Origin of the sequence: Clostridium sp. AF35-15 (assembly GCF_003477745.1) — a bacterium.
Taxonomy (GTDB): Bacteria; Bacillota; Clostridia; order Lachnospirales; family Lachnospiraceae; genus Otoolea; species Otoolea fessa.
In genome coordinates this window covers 250,542-269,579 of record NZ_QUDY01000001.1, presented here as the reverse complement: position 1 = coordinate 269,579, position 19,038 = coordinate 250,542, and the positions used below count along the sequence as shown (strand labels likewise).

Here is a 19,038-nt window from a genome sequence, read left to right as displayed (position 1 = left end):
AATTTCTGCATGGAAATATATTCTTGTGGATAAACAGGAGTTTCTTCTATATATAAGGTGTAATTACCCACCGGAAGAAGAAACTCCTGTTTTTTCTTGAAAAATATAGATTTTTTCTTAAAAAAACACTTGCATTTCCCAGAAAGCTGTGTTATTATAACGAAGCTGTGGCATGATAGCGATGAAACGAGAGGTTGCTGCTTATGATAAGCAGGTTATTCCGCGGAGCGAATGTCAAGTTAGGAAACTGGCGACAAGTCACTGTACAAGAATAGAGTATCCTGAAGACAAATGACGGATTTGGTGTGTGGACTGCGAGGACACACACGGGTATGTGTACAGTCACCGCTTGTCGTGCTTAATAGTACGAAAAGGAGGCGACTTTTTTTATGGCAAGTCAAGTAATGAGAATCACACTGAAAGCTTATGATCATCAGCTGGTAGATACATCCGCTGCAAAAATCATTGAGACTGTAAAGAAAAACGGATCAAAGGTGAGTGGACCGGTGCCGCTGCCAACTAAGAAAGAGGTAGTAACCATTCTGCGAGCAGTTCATAAGTACAAAGATTCCAGAGAGCAGTTCGAGCAGAGAACTCATAAGAGACTCATCGATATCATTGCTCCGAGCCAGAAGACAGTTGATGCACTGCAGAGACTGGAAATGCCGGCTGGCGTGTCCATCAACGTAAAGATGAAAAACAAATAATTAAGAATCCTATACTAGTTTAGATAGAGACATCTGGACAGTTCTAGGATGAACGCGGGAGTTTGACGAACGCGTTCCGCTGTAGAAAAACAGGAGGTCAGATTAATGAAGAAAGCGATTTTAGCTACCAAAGTCGGAATGACTCAAATCTTCAACGAAGACGGAGTTTTAACTCCAGTAACCGTTCTTCAGGCTGGACCGTGTGTTGTTACACAGGTTAAGACAGAAGAGAACGATGGCTACAAAGCAGTACAGGTTGGTTTTGTAGACAAGAGAGAAAAACTTGTGACAAAGCCGGTTAAGGGTCATTTTGACAAGGCAGGCGTTGCTTACAAGAGATATGTAAGAGAGTTCCGCTTAGAGAATGCTGAAGAGTATTCTGTAAAAGACGAAATCAAGGCAGACATCTTCGCAGCAGGCGATAAAATTGATGCAACTGCTATTTCCAAAGGTAAAGGTTTCCAGGGTGCCATCAAGAGACACGGCCAGCACAGAGGACCGATGGCTCACGGTTCCAAGTTCCATCGTCATCAGGGTTCCAACGGTTCTGCAACCACACCGGGACGCGTATTTAAGGGCAAAGGAATGCCGGGTCACATGGGCAGCGTAAAAGTAACTGTTCAGAACCTGGAGGTTGTTAAGGTTGATACTGAGAACAACTTACTCCTTGTTAAAGGCTCTGTACCGGGACCGAAGAAATCCTTAGTAACAATCAAAGAGACAGTAAAGGTCGCTAGATAAGGCTTTTACGGGAAAGGAGGAACATACAGATGGCAAACGTATCTGTTTTCAATTTAGAAGGCAACGAAGTTGGCACATTAGAACTGAATGATGCTGTATTCGGTGTAGAAGTAAATGAACATCTGGTTCACATGGCAGTTGTAGCACAGCTTGCTAACAAACGTCAGGGAACTCAGAAAGCAAAAACCCGTTCCGAAGTTTCCGGCGGTGGTAAGAAACCGTGGAGACAGAAAGGTACCGGACATGCAAGACAGGGTTCAACAAGAGCTCCGCAGTGGACGGGCGGCGGCGTAGTATTCGCTCCGACACCACGTGATTACACAATCCGTTTAAATAAGAAAGAGAAGAGAGCTGCTCTTAAATCTGCTCTGACAAGCCGTGTAAACGAGAACAAGTTCATCGTAGTTGAGGCTATGAACTTCGACGAGATCAAGACAAAGAAATTTGTTGAGGTTATGAACAACCTGAAAGTAAACAAAGCTTTAGTTGTTCTGGATGAGGCTTGTGACAAGGCTGTATTATCCGCTAGAAACGTGGCAGACGTTAAGACTGCTTCCGTAAGCACCATCAACGTTTACGATATCCTGAAATACAACACAGTAGTAGCAACCAAGGCTGCTGTAGCTTCTATCGAGGAGGTATATGCATAATGGCAAACGTACAGTACTATGACGTAATCCTCAAACCGGTTGTAACTGAGAAGAGTATGAATGCTATGACAGACAAGAAATACACCTTCCTGGTACACACCGAGGCAAACAAAACTATGATCAAAGAAGCCGTTGAGAAGATGTTCCCGGGCACCAAAGTTAAGAGTGTCAACACCATGAACATGGACGGCAAGACAAAGAGAAGAGGCATGACATTCGGTAAGACAGCTGCAACAAAGAAAGCTATCGTTCAGCTGACCGAGGACAGCAAAGAGATCGAGATCTTCGCTGGTTTATAATTCATCCTCAATAGACAATTATACGACGAACACTATGTCGTGAAAAACATGAAGAAACGCCAGGAGGCGTTGAACGAAAGGAGTCAAAGTCATGGGAATTAAATCTTACAGCCCATATACACCTTCCAGAAGACATATGACCGGCTCTGATTTCTCTGAGATTACAAAATCCACACCGGAGAAATCCTTAGTAGTTTCTTTAAAGAAGAACGCAGGTCGTAACAACCAGGGTAAAATCACCGTTCGTCACAGAGGCGGCGGTTCCAGAAGAAAATATAGAATCATCGACTTCAAGAGAAATGCAAAAGACGGTATCGCAGCAACCGTACTTGGTATCGAGTACGATCCGAACCGTACAGCAAACATCGCTCTGATCTGCTACGCAGACGGCGAGAAAGCTTATATCCTTGCTCCGGCTGGTTTACAGGTTGGACAGAAGGTTATGAGCGGTGCAGAGGCTGAGGCAAAAGTTGGTAACTGCTTACCGCTTTCTGAAATCCCGGTTGGTGCACAGATTCACAACATCGAGCTTCTTCCGGGCAAGGGTGGTCAGCTGGTTCGTTCCGCTGGTAACTCTGCTCAGTTAATGGCTAAAGAAGGCAAATATGCAACCCTTAGATTACCGTCCGGAGAGATGAGAATGGTTCCGATCAGCTGCCGCGCTACTATCGGTGTAGTTGGCAACGGCGACCACAACCTGATCAATATCGGTAAGGCTGGTAGAAAACGTCACATGGGTATTCGTCCGACTGTCCGCGGTTCTGTTATGAACCCGAATGACCATCCGCATGGTGGTGGTGAGGGCAAGACCAGTATCGGTCGTCCAGGTCCTTGCACACCTTGGGGCAAACCGGCACTCGGCCTGAAGACCAGAAAGAAAAACAAACAGTCTAATAAGTTAATCGTAAGAAGAAGAAACGGTAAACAGTAATAGGAGGTATACTAATGGGTCGTTCATTAAAAAAAGGACCATTTGCAGATGCTCATCTTTTAAAGAAAGTAGATGAGATGAACGCAGCAGGACAGAAACAGGTTATCAAAACCTGGTCCCGCCGTTCCACAATCTTCCCGCAGATGGTTGGACATACAATCGCAGTTCACGATGGTAGAAAACATGTTCCGGTATACGTGACAGAGGACATGGTTGGACATAAACTCGGTGAGTTCGTAGCCACTAGAACTTACAGAGGCCACGGAAAAGACGAGAAGAAAGCAGGACGTAAGTAAGTTACGCTTGAAAGGAGGTTTCACCAATGGCTAAAGGACATAGATCCCAGATTAAAAGAGAAAGAAATGCTAATAAGGATACGAGACCGTCGGCTAAGCTGTCTTACGCCAGAGTATCCGTTCAGAAAGCATGCTTCGTATTAGATGCCATCAGAGGCAAAGATGTGAAGACAGCGCTTGGTATTGTAACATACAATCCTAGATATGCTTCTACTTTAATTAAAAAATTACTCGAGTCTGCTGTTGCTAACGCAGAGAACAACAACCAGATGAATCCGGAGAACCTGTACGTTGCAGAATGCTTCGCTAACAAGGGACCGACAATGAAGAGAGTAAAACCGAGAGCACAGGGCCGCGCTTACAGAATCGAAAAGAGAATGAGCCACATCACAATCGTGCTTGATGAGAAATAAGAGGAGGCAATTATGGGACAGAAAGTTAATCCGCACGGCTTAAGAGTCGGTGTTATTAAAGACTGGGATTCCAGATGGTATGCGGAAGCTGATTTTGCAGATAACCTGGTAGAGGATCACAAAATCAGAACCTTCCTTAAGAAGAAATTATACAGCGCCGGTGTTTCCAAAATCGAAATCGAGCGCGCTTCTGATAAAGTAAAAATCATTCTTTACACTGCTAAACCGGGCGTTGTTATCGGTAAGGGCGGCGCAGAGATCGAGAAGACAAAAGCTCAGGTTCAGAAATTAACTGACAAGAAAGTTTTTGTAGACATCAAAGAAGTTAAGAGACCAGACAGAGACGCTCAGCTCGTTGCAGAGAATATCGCTCAGCAGCTTGAGAACCGTATTTCCTTCCGTCGTGCGATGAAGTCCGCTATGGGCAGAACCATGAAGGCTGGAGCTAAGGGTATCAAGGCTTCCGTATCCGGACGTCTTGGCGGTGCTGATATGGCTCGTACAGAGTTCTACAGCGAGGGCACTATCCCGCTTCAGACATTAAGAGCAGATATTGACTACGGTTTCGCTGAGGCAAACACAACATACGGCAAGACCGGTGTTAAGGTTTGGATCTACAAAGGCGAGGTACTTCCTGCGAAAGGAAATAAGGAAGGGAGCGATAAATAATGTTAATGCCGAAAAGAGTAAAGCGTCGTAAACAGTTCCGTGGTACCATGGCCGGCAAGGCGCTTAGAGGAAATGTAATCAACTACGGTGAGTACGGTTTAGTCGCTACAGAACCGTGCTGGATCAAATCCAACCAGATCGAGGCAGCCCGTGTTGCCATGACCCGTTACATCAAACGTGGTGGTAAAGTTTGGATTAAGATTTTCCCGGATAAACCAGTAACTGCTAAACCGGCTGAGACTCGTATGGGTTCCGGTAAAGGCGCACTTGAGTACTGGGTAGCAGTAGTAAAACCAGGCCGCGTAATGTTCGAGATCGCGGGTGTACCAGAGGAGACAGCGAGAGAAGCGCTTCGTCTTGCTATGCACAAACTTCCGTGCAAGTGCAAGATTGCTTCTAAAGCAGATTTAGAAGGCGGTGATAACAGTGAAAATTAATAAGTATGTAGAAGATTTAAAAGCTAAGACATCTGCAGAATTAAACGAAGAATTAGTAGCTGCTAAGAAGGAACTCTTCAACTTAAGATTCCAGAACGCTACCAACCAGCTGGATAATACAAGCAGAATTAAAGAAGTTCGCAGAAACATCGCTCGTATTCAGACTGTTATTACAGAGAAAGCGAACTAATTATCATAGATTCCTAAAATAGGAAAGGAGATATCTACCGTGGAAAGAAATCTTAGAAAAACACGTACCGGTAAGGTAGTAAGCAACAAGATGGACAAAACAATCGTAGTTGCTATCGAAAACCACGTAAAACATCCTTTAATCGGTAAGATTGTTAAGAGAACTTATAAATTAAAAGCACACGACGAGAACAACGAGTGCGGTATCGGTGATACTGTAAAGGTAATGGAAACAAGACCGTTATCCAAGGATAAGAGATGGAGACTCGTCGAAATTATCGAGAAAGCGAGATAATTTCTAAATCAGAAAGGAGTATTGGGCATGATTCAGCAGGAGACCAGATTAAAGGTTGCCGACAATACCGGTGCGAAAGAATTACTCTGTATCCGCGTTATGGGCGGCTCTACTAGAAGATATGCAAATATTGGCGATGTAATCGTTGCCAGCGTTAAAGATGCAACACCAGGCGGTGTTGTAAAGAAAGGCGATGTAGTGAAGGCCGTTGTTGTACGTACCGTTAAGGGCGCACGCCGTAAAGATGGTTCCTACATCAAATTTGATGAGAACGCAGCCGTTATCATCAAAGACGACAAGAACCCGAGAGGAACCCGTATTTTTGGGCCGGTTGCCAGAGAGCTTCGTGAGAAACAGTTTATGAAGATTGTTTCCCTGGCTCCGGAAGTACTGTAGGAGGTGTCAGCTGTGCATAAAATTAAAAAAGGCGACCTGGTAAAGGTTATCACAGGTAAAGACAAAGACAAAACCGGAAAAGTTCTTTCCGTTAATGTAAAGAAGAATACAGTCCTGGTTGAGGGATGCAACATGGTAACAAAGCATACCAAACCGTCTGCAGCTAATCAGCAGGGCGGCATCATCCATCAGGAAGGCGCGCTTGACATTTCCAACGTTATGCTGGTAGTGGATGGCAAGGCTACGAGAGTTGGCTTCAAAGTAGAAGACGGCAAGAAAGTCCGTGTTGCTAAGGCAACAGGTAAAGTAATTGACTAATACAGAGAGGAGGAACGTTAAAATTGGCTAGATTAAAAGAAATGTATCAGAGCGAAATCGTAGACGCTATGATCAAAAAATTCGGATATAAAAATATCATGGAAGTGCCGAAGCTGGACAAGATTGTTATCAACATGGGCGTTGGCGAGGCAAAAGAAAATGCTAAAGTTCTGGACTCTGCTGTAAGAGATATGGAAATCATCACTGGCCAGAAGGCAGTTCTTACAAAAGCGAAAAAATCAGTCGCTAACTTCAAACTTAGAGAGGGTATGGCTATCGGCTGTAAAGTTACCCTGCGTGGCGAGAAGATGTATGAGTTCGCTGATCGTCTGATCAACCTGGCTCTTCCGCGAGTAAGAGACTTCCGCGGTGTAAATCCGAACGCATTTGACGGCAGAGGCAACTACGCTCTGGGTATCAAAGAGCAGCTTATCTTCCCGGAGATCGAGTACGATAAAGTAGATAAGGTAAGAGGTATGGATATCATCTTCGTTACCACTGCTAAGACCGACGAAGAAGCACGTGAGCTGTTAACTCAGTTCAACATGCCATTTGCTAAATAATAGGAGGATTTATCATGGCTAAAACTTCAATGAAGATTAAACAGCAGCGTCCGGCAAAATTCTCCACCAGAGAATATAACCGCTGCAGAATCTGCGGTCGTCCGCATGCATATTTAAGAAAATACGGCATCTGCAGAGTTTGCTTCCGTGAATTAGCTTACAAGGGCGAAATTCCGGGCGTAAAGAAAGCAAGCTGGTAGGCATTGAGCACTTGATGAGGTAGTTTCGAATCTAGTGCGAAAGCCCGTCCCGAGACTTAGTGAGTCAGAGTCGAAGACGATAGACGAGCTTAGTCGAGTGGACGATGCCTATATTATAGAGGACACATCCTAGTGTTCCCAAAACCCACCGAAACCCACTTACAGTAAGTGGTAGTCAAATTATAAGGAGGCACACTCAAAATGACAATGAGCGATCCGATTGCAGATATGCTTACAAGAATCCGTAATGCTAACACTGCAAAACATGATACAGTAGATGTTCCGTCTTCCAAGATGAAATTAGCAATCGCTGACATCCTGGTAAAGGAAGGTTTCATCAAGAAATATGACGTTGTTGAGGACGGCAATTTCAAGACTATCCGTATTACCTTAAAGTACGGTAAAGACAAAAACGAGAAAATCATCTCCGGCATCAAGAGAATTTCCAAACCGGGTCTGCGTATCTACGCAAACAAGGAAGATATGCCGAAGGTACTGGGCGGTTTAGGTGTAGCTATCATCTCCACCAACCAGGGCGTTATCACTGACAAGCAGGCAAGAGAACTCGGCGTAGGCGGAGAAGTTCTTGCATTTGTTTGGTAAGCCGAAAGCATCATCATCGGTTTAGACAAGGTATAGATACAACTGAAAACAGAGAAGCCTTAGCGGCTTCTCCGAAAATCTAAGTAGGAGGTAAAAGGCATGTCACGTATCGGAAGAATGCCAGTTGCGATTCCGGCGGGCGTAACCGTAACAATCGCAGAGAACAATTTAGTGACTGTAAAAGGTCCGAAGGGAACTCTTGAGAGAGAACTCCCGGTTGAGATGAACATCAAAGAAGAGGATGGTCATATCGTAGTTACCAGACCGAACGACTTAAAGAAAATGAAATCTTTACACGGTCTGACAAGAACCTTAATTAACAACATGATTCATGGTGTAACAGAAGGCTATGAGAAAGTCCTGGAAGTTAACGGTGTTGGTTACAGAGCAGCGAAGCAGGGCAAGAAACTGGTTCTCAGCCTTGGTTACTCCCATCCGGTAGAGATGGAAGATCCGGAAGGCATTGAGACTGTTCTGGAAGGACAGAACAAGATCACTGTTAAAGGTATCAGCAAAGAAAAAGTTGGCCAGTATGCAGCTGAGATTCGGGATAAGAGAAGACCTGAGCCGTACAAGGGCAAAGGTATTAAGTATGCCGATGAGGTTATCAGACGTAAAGTTGGTAAGACTGGTAAGAAATAATTAAGGAGAGTGTGAAGATGGTTAGCAAACAGTCAAGAAGCGAAATTCGCGTTAAAAAACACGTTAGATTACGCAACCGTTTTTCTGGCACAGCCGAGAGACCGCGTTTAGCAGTGTTTAGAAGTAATAATCATATGTATGCTCAGATCATTGATGATACAGTTGGAAAAACTTTAGTAGCAGCTTCCACTGCCGAGAAGGAAGTTAAAGCTGAACTGGAGAAGACGAACGATGTTGCAGCAGCAGCTCACGTTGGAACTGTAATCGCTAAGAGAGCGCTTGAAAAAGGTATTAAAGAAGTTGTCTTCGATAGAGGCGGATTTATTTACCACGGAAAAGTTCAGGCATTAGCAGATGCAGCCCGCGAGGCTGGTCTGGAATTCTAGTAGGAAGGAGAACATACACATGAAACGTACAAAAATTGATGCCAACCAGTTCGAGTTAGAGGATACTGTAGTGGCAATCAAACGTGTATCCAAGACCGTTAAGGGCGGACGTACAATGCGTTTTTCCGCTTTAGTAGTAGTTGGAGATAAAAACGGCCACGTTGGTGCTGGTATGGGAAAAGCTGCTGAGGTTCCGGAAGCAATCCGCAAGGGCAAAGAGGCAGCTGCCAGAAACCTGATGGAGGTTCCGTTCGATGAGAACAATAGCATCCCGCACGATTTCCTCGGCAAATTCGGAAGCGCTAACGTACTTCTGAAGAAGGCTCCGGAAGGTACCGGTATTATCGCTGGTGGTCCGGCTCGTGCCGTACTGGATCTGGCTGGTTACAAGAACATCCGTACAAAATCCCTTGGTTCCAACAACAAGGCAAACGTAGTTCTTGCTACCCTGGCAGGCTTAGGTTCTTTAAAGACTCCGGAAGAGGTTGCAAAACTTCGCGGTAAGTCTGTAGAAGAAATTCTGAACTAATAGGAGGAGATAAAAATGGCAGAGAAATTAAAAATCACATTGGTTAAGTCTCCTATTGGCGCTATCCCGAAGCAGAAAGCAACGGTTGCAGCTCTTGGTTTAAACAAGACTGGCAAGACAGTTGAGCAGCCGGACAACGCCGCTATCAGAGGCATGATCCAGAATGTTAGACATTTAGTTAAAGTAGAGGAAATCTAAGATATTTGCAAGGAGGTGCAGTCATGGATTTATCCAATTTAAAGCCGGCGGTAGGCTCTAAGCACAGCGACAGCTTCAGAAGAGGTCGTGGTCACGCATCAGGCAACGGTAAGACTGCTGGTAAGGGACATAAGGGACAGAAAGCTCGTTCCGGCGCTCCGAGACCAGGATTTGAAGGCGGTCAGATGCCGTTATATAGACGTCTCCCGAAGAGAGGCTTCACAAACAGAAATTCTAAGACCATCGTTGGTATCAACGTAAGCGCTCTTGAGAGATTCGAGAACGACACAGTTGTTACGGTTGAAACATTAATCGAAGCAGGCATCGTAAAGAACCCGCGTGACGGCGTTAAGATCCTCGGCAATGGCGAGCTGACCAAAAAGCTGAACGTAAAGGTTGATGCGGTAAGTGAAGGCGCGAAAGCTAAGATCGAGGCCGTTGGCGGAACCTGCGAGGTGATCTAATATGTTAAAAACGCTCCAGAATGCATTTAAGATAAAAGAGGTCAGAGAAAAACTCCTCTATACGTTCTTTATGCTGGTTGTGACCCGTATCGGATCGCAGCTGCCGATTCCCGGAGTTAATACAACATTTTTCCAGGAACTGTTTACAAGACAGTCCAATGATGCGTTTGGTTTCTTCAATACGATTACCGGCGGTTCGTTCACGAACATGTCGGTATTCGCATTGAGTATTACCCCGTACATCACTTCTTCCATTATCATGCAGCTTCTGACAATTGCAATTCCGAAATTAGAGGAAATGCAGCAGGAGGGCGAGGACGGAAGAAAGAAGATTGCGGAATATACGCGTTACCTTACGGTTGCACTGGCGCTGATGCAGTCCGTCGCTATGGCGATCGGTTTCGGCGGCAAGGGACTTTTAGTTGAGTTTACTGCCCTGAATGTGATTGTCGCTATTGTGACAATGACAGCCGGAAGTGCCATGCTGATGTGGATCGGTGAGCGAATCACCGAGAACGGCGTCGGAAACGGTATTTCTATCGTGCTTCTGTTCAATATCATTTCAACCATGCCAAGCGATATGATTACGCTCTATGAGCGTTTCCTGCAGGGCAAGATCGTGGCGGTTGCAGTTGTAACAGCCGTGATTATCGTAGCGGTTATCGTAGCGATGGTTGTATTTGTTATCATTTTACAGGATGCAGAGCGGAGAATTCCGGTTCAGTATTCTAAAAAGATGCAGGGACGTAAGATGGTTGGCGGTCAGTCCACAAGCATCCCGTTAAAAGTAAATACAGCAGGTGTTATTCCTGTTATCTTTGCTTCATCCCTGATGTCTTTCCCGGTGGTAATTGCTGGATTTTTCCAGGTTAATTATGACACCATCGGAGGAAAGATTCTTCTGGCTCTGAATTCCAGCTCCTGGTTTAATCCGGAGCGTCCGGCTTATTCAGTTGGCTTAATTGTCTACATCGCGTTGATTATTGTGTTTGCGTATTTCTACACATCCATAACATTCAACCCGCTTGAGGTGGCAAACAACATGAAGAAATCCGGCGGTTTCATCCCGGGCATTCGTCCAGGAAAGCCAACATCCGATTATTTGGATGGAATTCTGGAGTATATTATACTGATTGGTGCTTGCGGACTTATTATTGTCTGCCTGGTTCCGATCATTGTCTCTGGACTGTTCTCAGTGAGCCGTCTCTCCTTTGGAGGTACTTCTCTTATCATTATCGTAGGTGTAGTACTTGAGACAATCAAAGCAGTCGAATCACAGATGCTGGTTCGCAACTATAAAGGATTCTTAAACGACTAAGATAACTCGCTTTCTGGGCGGGAGCTCTCTTTCTTAACGGCTGGAGGTGGCCGGAGACAGCTCCTGCCTGGAGGCGATTCTGTTGTATATAGGGAGATTGTACCATTATGAAGATTGTTATGTTAGGAGCACCGGGAGCCGGTAAAGGAACACAGGCTGATAAAATTGCAGAGAAATATAACATTCCGCACATTTCAACCGGAGATATTTTCCGCTCTAATATCAAAGCGGGTACAGAGCTGGGAAAAAAAGCAAAATCGTTCATCGATCAGGGATTGCTGGTGCCGGATGAAGTAACGATCGGCATGCTTCTTGATCGTATTCACGAAGTAGATTGCGAGAATGGCTATATCCTGGACGGATTTCCAAGAACGATTCCGCAGGCAGAGAGCCTGACAGCAGCACTGGAAGAAAACGGAGAGGCAATTGATTTCGCTCTCGATGTAGAAGTGCCGGATGCGAATATTGTAAATCGTATGGCAGGCCGTCGTGCATGCTTAAAGTGCGGCGCTACGTATCATACAGAGTTTGCAGCACCGAAAAAAGAAGGAATCTGCGATAAATGTGGTTCTGAACTGGTTCTTCGCGACGATGATAAGCCGGAGACCGTACAGAAACGTCTGGAAGTATATCATGAGCAGACACATCCTCTGATTGACTACTATAAGAAAAAAGGTGTTCTGCATGCGATAGACGGTACACTGTCTATGGAAACCGTGTTTAAAAACATTGTTGACATTTTGGGAGCATAAAAGATGGCAGTGACGATAAAATCTCCCAGGGAGATAGAACTCATGCGTGAGGCTGGCAGAATCCTTGCCAAAACTCACGAGGAACTGGCGAAGAACCTTCGTCCGGGAATGTCCACCTGGGACATTGATCATATGGGAGAGGAAATCATCCGAAGCTACGGCTGCATTCCCTCATTCAAAAATTACAATGGCTATCCTGCCTCCATCTGCGTCTCTGTCAATGATGAGGTTGTCCATGGAATTCCTCATAAGGAACATTTCCTTGATGAGGGTGATATTGTCAGTCTGGATGCAGGTGTTATCTATAAAGGATATCACTCGGATGCAGCCCGGACTTATGGCATCGGCCAGATCGACGATGATGCAAAAAAACTGATTGAAGTTACCAGACAGAGCTTTTTTGAGGGGATTAAATTTGCCAAAGCTGGCAATCATCTCAATGACATCTCTGCAGCCATTCAGAAATATGCTGAAAGCTTCGGCTTTGGTGTTGTCAGAGATCTGGTAGGCCATGGAATCGGTTCCCATCTGCATGAGGATCCGGAGATTCCGAATTTTGCAAGAAAAAGAAAAGGAATTCTCTTACAGCCCGGCATGACGCTCGCGATCGAGCCGATGATCACCGAGGGCAGCTACGAAGTAGTCTGGCTCGATGATGACTGGACCGTCATGACGGAAGACGGCGGCTGGGCTGCCCATTATGAAAATACGATTCTAATTACAGAAAATGAGCCTGAGATTCTGTCGTTATAGATAGAAAATAGGAAAGAACCTTTTGTGAAATTCGAAGCGTTGATTTGGCTGGCTTCAGCTGGCTGCCACTGGTTATTTCTCCAAACAGGTTGCACTTTGTGAAATGGACAAAAATCGTTTGTTTCAGACAAACCTGCATGTTTTTTGGATGTTTCAGGCAAAGTGGGAGAAATGGCAGCGTATCTGCTGGAGCTACGTCAATCAGCAGCGATGTTTTTTAGAAAGTGTCTGTCTAAGCAGAAACGGAGATCAGAATGACGGAATATGGAATGGCCTGTCTGGTTCGCTCGCTGGCGGGGCATGACAAAGGCAATTATTATATCATAGTCAGAGAAGATGCACACTATGTGTATCTGGCAGACGGACGCACCAAAACTGCCGCCAAGCCGAAACGCAAGAAGAGAAAGCACGTGCAGTTTTCCCACAAGCGGGATGAGGCGCTGGCAGCCCAGTTTGCGGACGGCGCGGCAGTCCAGGATGAAGCGATCCGCTATTTCATTCAGAAATCATTGCAGGGAGGTATATAGAATGTCGAAAGCAGATGTAATTGAGATTGAGGGCGTAGTAGCAGAGAAACTGCCGAACGCTATGTTTAAGGTAGAACTGGAAAACGGACACATCGTACTTGCTACGATCAGCGGAAAACTCCGTATGAACTACATCCGTATTCTGCCGGGCGATAAGGTTACAATGGAAATGTCGCCATACGATCTCTCTAAGGGAAGAATCATTTGGAGAGATAAATAAAGACCAATTCATTTTTCTCAATAAAAATATTGAGAGAAGTGTAAATTTCGCTTGCATTATAGGATTTTAAATGTTATAATGCTTTAGCGAACTTTGTTGAAGCATCAGGTAAGATCCGCCCTTTTGTCCTCTCACGGCAGAGGGATGGAACGAGTCTGTTGTACCTGTAAGTCCGACACAGGACTGCAATAGGTTATAAAAAATTGTATGTCCGAGATTGGACGGACTATTACGGAAAGGAGAATTGCTGTGAAGGTTAGATCATCGGTTAAACCAATTTGCGAAAAGTGCAAGATCATCAAGAGAAAAGGCAGTATCAGAGTAATCTGTGAGAATCCGAAGCACAAACAAAGACAGGGCTAATTTGATTTAGCATCTATTTTTTCGCGCGGCTTTCTATTATGAACCACTCGGATGAGTTGTTCAGTAGTTTAAGCAAATTTATACATTATCAACGAAGAAGTAAGAAAAACTAATGGAGGTGTACTACACACATGGCTCGTATTTCAGGTGTCGATTTACCAAGAGAGAAACGCGTAGAGATCGGCTTGACTTACATCTACGGTATCGGTAGAGCAAGTGCAGCCCGTATCCTGGCCGAAGCTGAAGTTAATCCTGACACTCGTGTTAAGGACTTAACTGACGATGAAGTTAAGAAGCTTGCGGCAATCATCGCTGACAGTCAGGTGGTTGAGGGTGATCTGAGAAGAGAGATCGCTATGAACATCAAGAGACTGCAGGAGATTGGATGCTACAGAGGCATCCGTCATAGAAAGAGCCTTCCGGTTCGTGGTCAGAAGACAAAGACCAACGCAAGAACTCGTAAGGGTCCGAGAAAGACAGTAGCAAACAAGAAGAAATAATTAAGTAACAAGGAAACTGAATCAGGTTAGGTTTAGCAACAGGATTCAATATTTGAGAAAGTAGGTTAGTTTAAAATGGCTAAAAAAGTGTCCACTGGCAAGAAAGTGACAAAAAAGCGTGCAAAGAAAAACGTTGAACGCGGACAGGCGCACATCCAGTCATCTTTTAATAACACAATCGTTACTTTAACAGATGCACAGGGTAATGCCTTATCATGGGCAAGTGCAGGCGGTCTGGGATTTAGAGGTTCAAGGAAATCTACTCCATATGCAGCTCAGATGGCTGCAGAAACTGCAACGAAGGCAGCTCTTATCCATGGCTTAAAGTCTGTAGACGTTATGGTAAAAGGTCCGGGATCAGGTCGTGAAGCAGCAATCCGTGCTCTTCAGGCATGTGGTCTGGAAGTAACAAGCATTAAGGACGTAACTCCGGTTCCGCATAACGGATGCCGTCCGCCGAAACGTAGAAGAGTCTAATTAGGAGGTGCAAGTAAAGTGGCAGTAGATAGAGTTCCTGTACTTAAAAGATGTAGATCTCTTGACCTTGATCCGGTTTATTTAGGAATCGACAAGAAATCAACGAGAAAATTAACGAGAGCCAACAGAAAGATGAGCGAGTATGCACTCCAGCTGAGAGAGAAGCAGAAAGCAAAATTCATCTACGGTGTGTTAGAGAAACCGTTTAGAAATTACTATGCAAAAGCATCCAGAATGAATGGTCAGGTCGGTGCTAACCTGATGATCCTTCTGGAGTGCAGACTGGATAATGTATTATTCAGAATGGGCTTTGGCCGTACAAGAAAAGAGACACGTCAGATCGTAGATCACAAGCACGTTCTCGTAAACGGCAAGAGCGTAAACATCCCGTCCTACTTAGTTAAGGCTGGCGATGTAATCGAGATCAAAGAGAAGTACAAATCTTCACAGAGATATAAAGATATCGCTGAGGTAACCGGCGGAAGAATGGTACCGGCATGGCTGGAAGTTGACGCTGAGAACCTGAAAGGTACTGTTAAAGAGTTACCGAGCAGAGACGAAATTGACGTTCCTGTAAACGAAGTGCTTATCGTCGAGCTGTACTCCAAATAATAAGAAGTATTACTATTATGTTAGTCCAGAATCTCCCATGTATCTGCTTTGGCAGCTGCTTGGGAGATTCCGAGACTACAAGAGTATGGCAGACCCTCAAAAATGTTCCCAAAAGGAGGGGCTATCGTGTTCGATTTTAAAAAACCAAAAATTGAAATTGCTGAGATTTCCGAAGACAAAAGATATGGCAAATTTGTGGTTGAACCGCTGGAAAGAGGCTATGGTACCACATTAGGCAATTCTTTAAGAAGAATTATGCTTTCCTCTTTGCCTGGTGCAGCAGTAAGTCAAGTGAAAATCGACGGCGTTTTGCATGAGTTCAGTTCTATCCCTGGTGTAAAAGAGGATGTAACTGAAATTATCATGAACATCAAGAGTCTGGCGATCAAAAACAGCAGCGAGACGAATGAGCCGAAGACGGCTTATATCGAGTTCGAGGGCGAAGGCGTCATCACAGCAGCTGACATTCACGCTGATTCTGACATTGAGATTTTGAATCCGGACCAGGTCATCGCTACATTAAGCGGCGGCGCGGACAGCAAATTCTACATGGAGCTGACGATCACGAAGGGCCGCGGCTACATCAGCGCAGATAAGAACAAGAGTGAAGATCTTCCGATCGGAGTTCTGGCTGTTGATTCTATCTACACACCGGTGGAGCGTGTCAATATGACCGTTGAGAACACCCGTGTGGGTCAGGTGACAGATTATGATAAGCTGACATTAGATGTATACACAAATGGAACGCTGGCACCAGACGAAGCTGTCAGCCTGGCAGCAAAGGTTCTGAGCGAGCATCTGAACCTCTTTATTGACCTTTCCGAGAATGCCAAGACCGCAGAGGTTATGGTAGAGAAGGAAGACAACGAGATAGAGAAAGTGCTTGAGATGAACATCGACGAGCTGGAGTTATCCGTTCGTTCTTACAACTGTTTAAAGAGAGCCGGAATCAATACAGTGGAGGAGCTGTGCAACCGCACACCGGAAGATATGATGAAAGTCAGAAATCTGGGTCGCAAATCCCTGGAAGAGGTTCTTGCAAAACTGAAAGAATTAGGCCTGCAGCTCAACCCGAGCGAAGAGGCTTAAGATACCGCGTGGGTGGACGTGCTTTGCAGTACGTCCCTTTCATGCAGATACGGGGACGGGTAAGTCCGAATGGCACAGGTCCCTGCATAACCATCAAACAATTATATTTTATATAGCAGACATTCAGTAAGTCCAAAGGGCATGAGTGCCGGCTTCCGCAAATGGAGGAGAAAGAATCATGGCAGGATATAGAAAACTTGGAAGAACTTCCAGTCAGAGAAAAGCAATGCTGCGCAGCCTGGTAACCGCACTGTTATTCAACGGCAAGATCGTTACCACTGAGGCAAGAGCAAAAGAAGTGAAGAAGATCGCTGAGGGTCTGATCGCTCTGGCAGTAAAAGAGAAAGATAACTTCGAGACCGTTAAAGTTACCGCTAAGGTAGCTCGCAAAGACGAGAACGGCAAGAGAGTAAAAGAAGTTGTTGACGGCAAGAAAGTTACCGTTTACGACGAAGTAGAGAAAGAGATCAAGAAAGATAAAGCTTCCAGACTTCACGCTAGAAGACAGATGCTGAAGGTTCTCTACGATGTAACAGACGTTCCGACTGCAAGAGCAGGCAAGAAGAAAAACACTAAGAAGGTAGATATGCCGGCTAAGCTGTTTGATGAGCTTGCACCGAAGTACGCTAACCGCAATGGTGGTTACAGCCGTATCGTTAAGATCGGTCAGCGTAAGGGCGACGGCGCTATGGAAGTTCTGTTAGAGCTGGTATAATTTAGATAGATTCGTTTGTTTAAGTTGTATCAAATCTTCGTTTTTTTACGCAAGTTTTGAATCATAAGATGATTTTATACTCCCGGTTTGGGAGACAGAGAAATCTGTCTTCTGAACCGGGTTTTTTGACGTTAGAATGGAATTTTTCAGGTTTTCCATTTACCTTGAGAAAAAGTCAGGGTTTTAATAACACTTGAATGAAAAAAATAGAAAGAATGGCGCAAAAATAGCAGACTGAATTTTACGGTTTTCCGCATACTAGGATTAAACGATTTTATCGAACAAGTTCTTGGATTCAAACAGAGTGTACATCTGCATTTCGTTGAGATTCGCCGCAGTGCGGAATCTACGGAACGGGGGAGGTACATAAGAGTAGAAGGAGGAAAAACCGTGCGAAAAAACTCTGGTATGTGGAAAACAATAAGTCGGAAGGAAAAACTTCGCCGTGTTCTGCTGATAATCTTTGGTGCGGGGGTCATTGCGCTTGCCGGTGTGTCTTATCAATATGTGAAGAACGCGGTTCCCGACCGCATCAATGTGGTGGTGGATCGGCAGGAGCAAGTTCGCTTTGGGCTGCCGTTTCGGGCATTGCTGGAAAGTGAGAGCGAGGAGGTGGTTCTAAACGGCAGCTCTAAAATTCCGTCCGACCAGATCCATCTGCAGCTCAACCAGCCCTTTTCCATCTATTCTGAACAGGAGGGAACGTACCGTTTAAGTCTCAAACTCTTTGGAATATGGAAATTAAAGGATATCGAGGTAGATGTGTCGGACGTCCAGTACGCGGTTCCCTGTGGGCTGCCGGTGGGTATTTACATGAAATCCGATGGACTGATGGTGATTGGAACCGGAAGGGTGACGGCACAGACGGGGGAAGTGATAGATCCGGCGGACGGGATCCTGCGTTCTGGAGATTATATCGAGGCAATCAACGGGACGCCGGCGACGGACAAGAAAGATATGATACGGGCGGTCAAGGAAGCGGGAAATATGGCTCTGACACTTTCAGTGCGCCGCGAGGGAGAGACGATGGATGTACAGATGACGCCGGTACAGACGCAGGAGGGAGACTATAAGCTTGGGCTGTGGATCCGCGACGATACGCAGGGCATCGGTACGATGACCTATGTATGTGCTAACGGCGCGTTTGGAGCGCTGGGACACGGTATCAGCGACGGCGACACGGGACTTCTGGTGCAGACCTCCGGCGGCGAACTATACGATACGGAGATTCTGGGCGTGGAGAAGGGAAGTTTCGGAAAGCCGGGCGTGATGTCGGGCGTTATTTACTATGGAAATCAGTCGCGGCTGGGAAGTGTGGAGGCCAATACGGATCAGGGTATTTTCGGGATGGCAAATCCGCGCTTTTTAAGCCGGGTAAAGAACCCTGCAATTCCGATCGGTTACCGTCAGGAGGTCAAAAAAGGCCGTGCCTGCATCCGCAGCAGCGTGTCCGGGGAATTGAAAGACTACGAGATTGAGATTCAGAAAATAGACCACTCCTCCAACCGCCACAACAAGGACATGGTCATTCGCGTAACCGATCCGGAACTTCTGTCCCTGACCGGCGGGATCGTCCAGGGCATGAGCGGCAGCCCCATCATCCAGAACGGAAAACTCATCGGAGCAGTCACGCACGTTTTTATTCAGGATTCGACGCGAGGGTATGGGATTCTGGTGGAGAATATGCTGGGACATTGAATCTGGATGCAAAGTAACTGTTTACAAGTGGGAATTTTCTGAACTTAAAATTCCATATGATACAGTTCTGGCAGCAGATTTTGCCGAT

General features: G+C 45.5%; 33 protein-coding genes. All 33 read left to right on the top strand.

Features of this window, described 5'->3' with window-relative positions; all coding sequences use genetic code 11:
• Positions 1-389: 389 nt before the first annotated feature.
• On the top strand, positions 390-707 hold the full coding sequence (gene rpsJ, locus DWZ76_RS01365; protein ID WP_022360576.1) for a 30S ribosomal protein S10: 318 nt from the start codon (positions 390-392) through the stop codon (positions 705-707).
• Positions 708-812: 105 nt separating this feature from the next.
• A complete protein-coding gene (gene rplC, locus DWZ76_RS01360) occupies positions 813-1,448 on the top strand; it encodes a 50S ribosomal protein L3 (protein WP_022360575.1) in 636 nt (211 codons plus the stop codon).
• Positions 1,449-1,477: 29 nt separating this feature from the next.
• Positions 1,478-2,098, top strand: a complete 621-nt coding sequence (gene rplD / locus DWZ76_RS01355; protein WP_022360574.1) for a 50S ribosomal protein L4 — start codon at positions 1,478-1,480, stop codon at positions 2,096-2,098.
• Positions 2,098-2,397 (top strand): 50S ribosomal protein L23, encoded by a 300-nt coding sequence (rplW, locus tag DWZ76_RS01350; protein WP_022360573.1) that lies wholly within the window; start codon positions 2,098-2,100, stop codon positions 2,395-2,397. The genes rplD and rplW overlap by 1 nt, the downstream gene beginning before the upstream one ends.
• A 91-nt stretch (positions 2,398-2,488) precedes the next feature.
• On the top strand, positions 2,489-3,328 hold the full coding sequence (rplB, locus tag DWZ76_RS01345) for a 50S ribosomal protein L2 (RefSeq protein ID WP_022360572.1): 840 nt from the start codon (positions 2,489-2,491) through the stop codon (positions 3,326-3,328).
• 14 nt (positions 3,329-3,342) lie between these two features.
• Positions 3,343-3,624, top strand: coding sequence for a 30S ribosomal protein S19 (gene rpsS, locus DWZ76_RS01340; protein WP_022360571.1), 282 nt, complete (start codon positions 3,343-3,345; stop codon positions 3,622-3,624).
• Positions 3,625-3,650: 26 nt separating this feature from the next.
• On the top strand, positions 3,651-4,037 hold the full coding sequence (gene rplV / locus DWZ76_RS01335; protein ID WP_022360570.1) for a 50S ribosomal protein L22: 387 nt from the start codon (positions 3,651-3,653) through the stop codon (positions 4,035-4,037).
• A gap of 12 nt (positions 4,038-4,049) precedes the next feature.
• The gene (rpsC, locus tag DWZ76_RS01330) at positions 4,050-4,706 is read left to right on the top strand and encodes a 30S ribosomal protein S3 (RefSeq protein WP_022360569.1); all 657 of its coding nucleotides are present in this window, start codon (positions 4,050-4,052) and stop codon (positions 4,704-4,706) included.
• Positions 4,706-5,143, top strand: coding sequence for a 50S ribosomal protein L16 (rplP, locus tag DWZ76_RS01325; RefSeq protein WP_022360568.1), 438 nt, complete (start codon positions 4,706-4,708; stop codon positions 5,141-5,143). The genes rpsC and rplP overlap by 1 nt, the downstream gene beginning before the upstream one ends.
• Complete coding sequence (rpmC, locus tag DWZ76_RS01320) at positions 5,133-5,333, top strand: 50S ribosomal protein L29 (protein WP_022360567.1); 201 nt, start codon at positions 5,133-5,135, stop codon at positions 5,331-5,333. The genes rplP and rpmC overlap by 11 nt, the downstream gene beginning before the upstream one ends.
• A 39-nt stretch (positions 5,334-5,372) precedes the next feature.
• Entirely contained in the window at positions 5,373-5,627 is a 255-nt protein-coding gene (rpsQ, locus tag DWZ76_RS01315) for a 30S ribosomal protein S17 (RefSeq protein ID WP_107000794.1), read from the top strand.
• A 27-nt stretch (positions 5,628-5,654) separates the two neighbouring features.
• Entirely contained in the window at positions 5,655-6,023 is a 369-nt protein-coding gene (gene rplN / locus DWZ76_RS01310; protein ID WP_022360565.1) for a 50S ribosomal protein L14, read from the top strand.
• A gap of 12 nt (positions 6,024-6,035) precedes the next feature.
• Positions 6,036-6,341: a 50S ribosomal protein L24 gene (rplX, locus tag DWZ76_RS01305; RefSeq protein ID WP_022360564.1), complete on the top strand. Its 306-nt coding sequence runs from the start codon at positions 6,036-6,038 to the stop codon at positions 6,339-6,341.
• 23 nt (positions 6,342-6,364) lie between these two features.
• Entirely contained in the window at positions 6,365-6,904 is a 540-nt protein-coding gene (gene rplE, locus DWZ76_RS01300) for a 50S ribosomal protein L5 (RefSeq protein ID WP_022360563.1), read from the top strand.
• 14 nt (positions 6,905-6,918) lie between these two features.
• Complete coding sequence (locus DWZ76_RS01295) at positions 6,919-7,104, top strand: type Z 30S ribosomal protein S14 (RefSeq protein ID WP_022345134.1); 186 nt, start codon at positions 6,919-6,921, stop codon at positions 7,102-7,104.
• 201 nt (positions 7,105-7,305) lie between these two features.
• Positions 7,306-7,707 carry a 30S ribosomal protein S8 gene (gene rpsH, locus DWZ76_RS01290; RefSeq protein WP_022360562.1) on the top strand — a complete coding sequence of 134 codons (402 nt, stop codon included), beginning with the start codon at positions 7,306-7,308 and terminating at the stop codon, positions 7,705-7,707.
• Between the two features lie 99 nt (positions 7,708-7,806).
• Positions 7,807-8,349, top strand: a complete 543-nt coding sequence (gene rplF / locus DWZ76_RS01285) for a 50S ribosomal protein L6 (protein ID WP_022360561.1) — start codon at positions 7,807-7,809, stop codon at positions 8,347-8,349.
• 17 nt (positions 8,350-8,366) lie between these two features.
• Entirely contained in the window at positions 8,367-8,735 is a 369-nt protein-coding gene (rplR, locus tag DWZ76_RS01280) for a 50S ribosomal protein L18 (RefSeq protein WP_022360560.1), read from the top strand.
• A gap of 19 nt (positions 8,736-8,754) precedes the next feature.
• Positions 8,755-9,264 (top strand): 30S ribosomal protein S5, encoded by a 510-nt coding sequence (gene rpsE / locus DWZ76_RS01275; RefSeq protein ID WP_022360559.1) that lies wholly within the window; start codon positions 8,755-8,757, stop codon positions 9,262-9,264.
• A 15-nt stretch (positions 9,265-9,279) separates the two neighbouring features.
• On the top strand, positions 9,280-9,462 hold the full coding sequence (gene rpmD, locus DWZ76_RS01270; protein ID WP_022360558.1) for a 50S ribosomal protein L30: 183 nt from the start codon (positions 9,280-9,282) through the stop codon (positions 9,460-9,462).
• Positions 9,463-9,485: 23 nt separating this feature from the next.
• Positions 9,486-9,926, top strand: coding sequence for a 50S ribosomal protein L15 (rplO, locus tag DWZ76_RS01265; RefSeq protein ID WP_022360557.1), 441 nt, complete (start codon positions 9,486-9,488; stop codon positions 9,924-9,926).
• Position 9,927: 1 nt separating this feature from the next.
• Complete coding sequence (gene secY, locus DWZ76_RS01260; RefSeq protein WP_107000793.1) at positions 9,928-11,244, top strand: preprotein translocase subunit SecY; 1,317 nt, start codon at positions 9,928-9,930, stop codon at positions 11,242-11,244.
• A 107-nt stretch (positions 11,245-11,351) separates the two neighbouring features.
• Positions 11,352-11,996: an adenylate kinase gene (locus tag DWZ76_RS01255; protein WP_118471546.1), complete on the top strand. Its 645-nt coding sequence runs from the start codon at positions 11,352-11,354 to the stop codon at positions 11,994-11,996.
• Positions 11,997-11,999: 3 nt separating this feature from the next.
• Entirely contained in the window at positions 12,000-12,749 is a 750-nt protein-coding gene (map, locus tag DWZ76_RS01250) for a type I methionyl aminopeptidase (protein WP_118471544.1), read from the top strand.
• A 254-nt stretch (positions 12,750-13,003) separates the two neighbouring features.
• Positions 13,004-13,276: a KOW domain-containing RNA-binding protein gene (locus DWZ76_RS01245; RefSeq protein WP_118471542.1), complete on the top strand. Its 273-nt coding sequence runs from the start codon at positions 13,004-13,006 to the stop codon at positions 13,274-13,276.
• Position 13,277: 1 nt separating this feature from the next.
• Entirely contained in the window at positions 13,278-13,496 is a 219-nt protein-coding gene (infA, locus tag DWZ76_RS01240; protein ID WP_022360552.1) for a translation initiation factor IF-1, read from the top strand.
• 249 nt (positions 13,497-13,745) lie between these two features.
• Positions 13,746-13,859 carry a 50S ribosomal protein L36 gene (gene rpmJ / locus DWZ76_RS01235; RefSeq protein WP_003497809.1) on the top strand — a complete coding sequence of 38 codons (114 nt, stop codon included), beginning with the start codon at positions 13,746-13,748 and terminating at the stop codon, positions 13,857-13,859.
• Between the two features lie 131 nt (positions 13,860-13,990).
• Positions 13,991-14,359 (top strand): 30S ribosomal protein S13, encoded by a 369-nt coding sequence (rpsM, locus tag DWZ76_RS01230; protein ID WP_022360551.1) that lies wholly within the window; start codon positions 13,991-13,993, stop codon positions 14,357-14,359.
• Between the two features lie 75 nt (positions 14,360-14,434).
• Complete coding sequence (gene rpsK, locus DWZ76_RS01225; protein ID WP_118471540.1) at positions 14,435-14,836, top strand: 30S ribosomal protein S11; 402 nt, start codon at positions 14,435-14,437, stop codon at positions 14,834-14,836.
• A gap of 18 nt (positions 14,837-14,854) precedes the next feature.
• Positions 14,855-15,448: a 30S ribosomal protein S4 gene (gene rpsD / locus DWZ76_RS01220; RefSeq protein ID WP_107000789.1), complete on the top strand. Its 594-nt coding sequence runs from the start codon at positions 14,855-14,857 to the stop codon at positions 15,446-15,448.
• Positions 15,449-15,574: 126 nt separating this feature from the next.
• A complete protein-coding gene (locus DWZ76_RS01215; RefSeq protein ID WP_118471538.1) occupies positions 15,575-16,537 on the top strand; it encodes a DNA-directed RNA polymerase subunit alpha in 963 nt (320 codons plus the stop codon).
• A 178-nt stretch (positions 16,538-16,715) separates the two neighbouring features.
• A complete protein-coding gene (locus DWZ76_RS01210; protein WP_022360547.1) occupies positions 16,716-17,252 on the top strand; it encodes a L17 family ribosomal protein in 537 nt (178 codons plus the stop codon).
• Positions 17,253-17,642: 390 nt separating this feature from the next.
• Positions 17,643-18,950 carry a SpoIVB peptidase gene (gene spoIVB, locus DWZ76_RS01205; RefSeq protein WP_333549068.1) on the top strand — a complete coding sequence of 436 codons (1,308 nt, stop codon included), beginning with the start codon at positions 17,643-17,645 and terminating at the stop codon, positions 18,948-18,950.
• Positions 18,951-19,038: the final 88 nt, after the last annotated feature.

Bases quoted from the DNA above. Each gene is read 5' to 3' on its own strand.
- DWZ76_RS01295 (WP_022345134.1), top strand. From the start codon at position 6,919: ATGGCTAAAACTTCAATGAAGATTAAACAGCAGCGTCCGGCAAAATTC.
- rplB (WP_022360572.1), top strand. From the start codon at position 2,489: ATGGGAATTAAATCTTACAGCCCATATACACCTTCCAGAAGACATATG.
- rplD (WP_022360574.1), top strand. From the start codon at position 1,478: ATGGCAAACGTATCTGTTTTCAATTTAGAAGGCAACGAAGTTGGCACA.
- rplF (WP_022360561.1), top strand. From the start codon at position 7,807: ATGTCACGTATCGGAAGAATGCCAGTTGCGATTCCGGCGGGCGTAACC.
- rplN (WP_022360565.1), top strand. From the start codon at position 5,655: ATGATTCAGCAGGAGACCAGATTAAAGGTTGCCGACAATACCGGTGCG.
- rpsH (WP_022360562.1), top strand. From the start codon at position 7,306: ATGACAATGAGCGATCCGATTGCAGATATGCTTACAAGAATCCGTAAT.
- rpsJ (WP_022360576.1), top strand. From the start codon at position 390: ATGGCAAGTCAAGTAATGAGAATCACACTGAAAGCTTATGATCATCAG.
- secY (WP_107000793.1), top strand. From the start codon at position 9,928: ATGTTAAAAACGCTCCAGAATGCATTTAAGATAAAAGAGGTCAGAGAA.
- rpsC (WP_022360569.1), top strand. From the start codon at position 4,050: ATGGGACAGAAAGTTAATCCGCACGGCTTAAGAGTCGGTGTTATTAAA.
- rpsS (WP_022360571.1), top strand. From the start codon at position 3,343: ATGGGTCGTTCATTAAAAAAAGGACCATTTGCAGATGCTCATCTTTTA.
- rplW (WP_022360573.1), top strand. From the start codon at position 2,098: ATGGCAAACGTACAGTACTATGACGTAATCCTCAAACCGGTTGTAACT.
- rpsM (WP_022360551.1), top strand. From the start codon at position 13,991: ATGGCTCGTATTTCAGGTGTCGATTTACCAAGAGAGAAACGCGTAGAG.
- DWZ76_RS01210 (WP_022360547.1), top strand. From the start codon at position 16,716: ATGGCAGGATATAGAAAACTTGGAAGAACTTCCAGTCAGAGAAAAGCA.
- rplC (WP_022360575.1), top strand. From the start codon at position 813: ATGAAGAAAGCGATTTTAGCTACCAAAGTCGGAATGACTCAAATCTTC.
- rplO (WP_022360557.1), top strand. From the start codon at position 9,486: ATGGATTTATCCAATTTAAAGCCGGCGGTAGGCTCTAAGCACAGCGAC.
- rpsK (WP_118471540.1), top strand. From the start codon at position 14,435: ATGGCTAAAAAAGTGTCCACTGGCAAGAAAGTGACAAAAAAGCGTGCA.
- rpmD (WP_022360558.1), top strand. From the start codon at position 9,280: ATGGCAGAGAAATTAAAAATCACATTGGTTAAGTCTCCTATTGGCGCT.
- DWZ76_RS01245 (WP_118471542.1), top strand. From the start codon at position 13,004: ATGACGGAATATGGAATGGCCTGTCTGGTTCGCTCGCTGGCGGGGCAT.
- infA (WP_022360552.1), top strand. From the start codon at position 13,278: ATGTCGAAAGCAGATGTAATTGAGATTGAGGGCGTAGTAGCAGAGAAA.
- rpsE (WP_022360559.1), top strand. From the start codon at position 8,755: ATGAAACGTACAAAAATTGATGCCAACCAGTTCGAGTTAGAGGATACT.
- DWZ76_RS01255 (WP_118471546.1), top strand. From the start codon at position 11,352: ATGAAGATTGTTATGTTAGGAGCACCGGGAGCCGGTAAAGGAACACAG.
- rplR (WP_022360560.1), top strand. From the start codon at position 8,367: ATGGTTAGCAAACAGTCAAGAAGCGAAATTCGCGTTAAAAAACACGTT.
- map (WP_118471544.1), top strand. From the start codon at position 12,000: ATGGCAGTGACGATAAAATCTCCCAGGGAGATAGAACTCATGCGTGAG.
- rplV (WP_022360570.1), top strand. From the start codon at position 3,651: ATGGCTAAAGGACATAGATCCCAGATTAAAAGAGAAAGAAATGCTAAT.
- rplP (WP_022360568.1), top strand. From the start codon at position 4,706: ATGTTAATGCCGAAAAGAGTAAAGCGTCGTAAACAGTTCCGTGGTACC.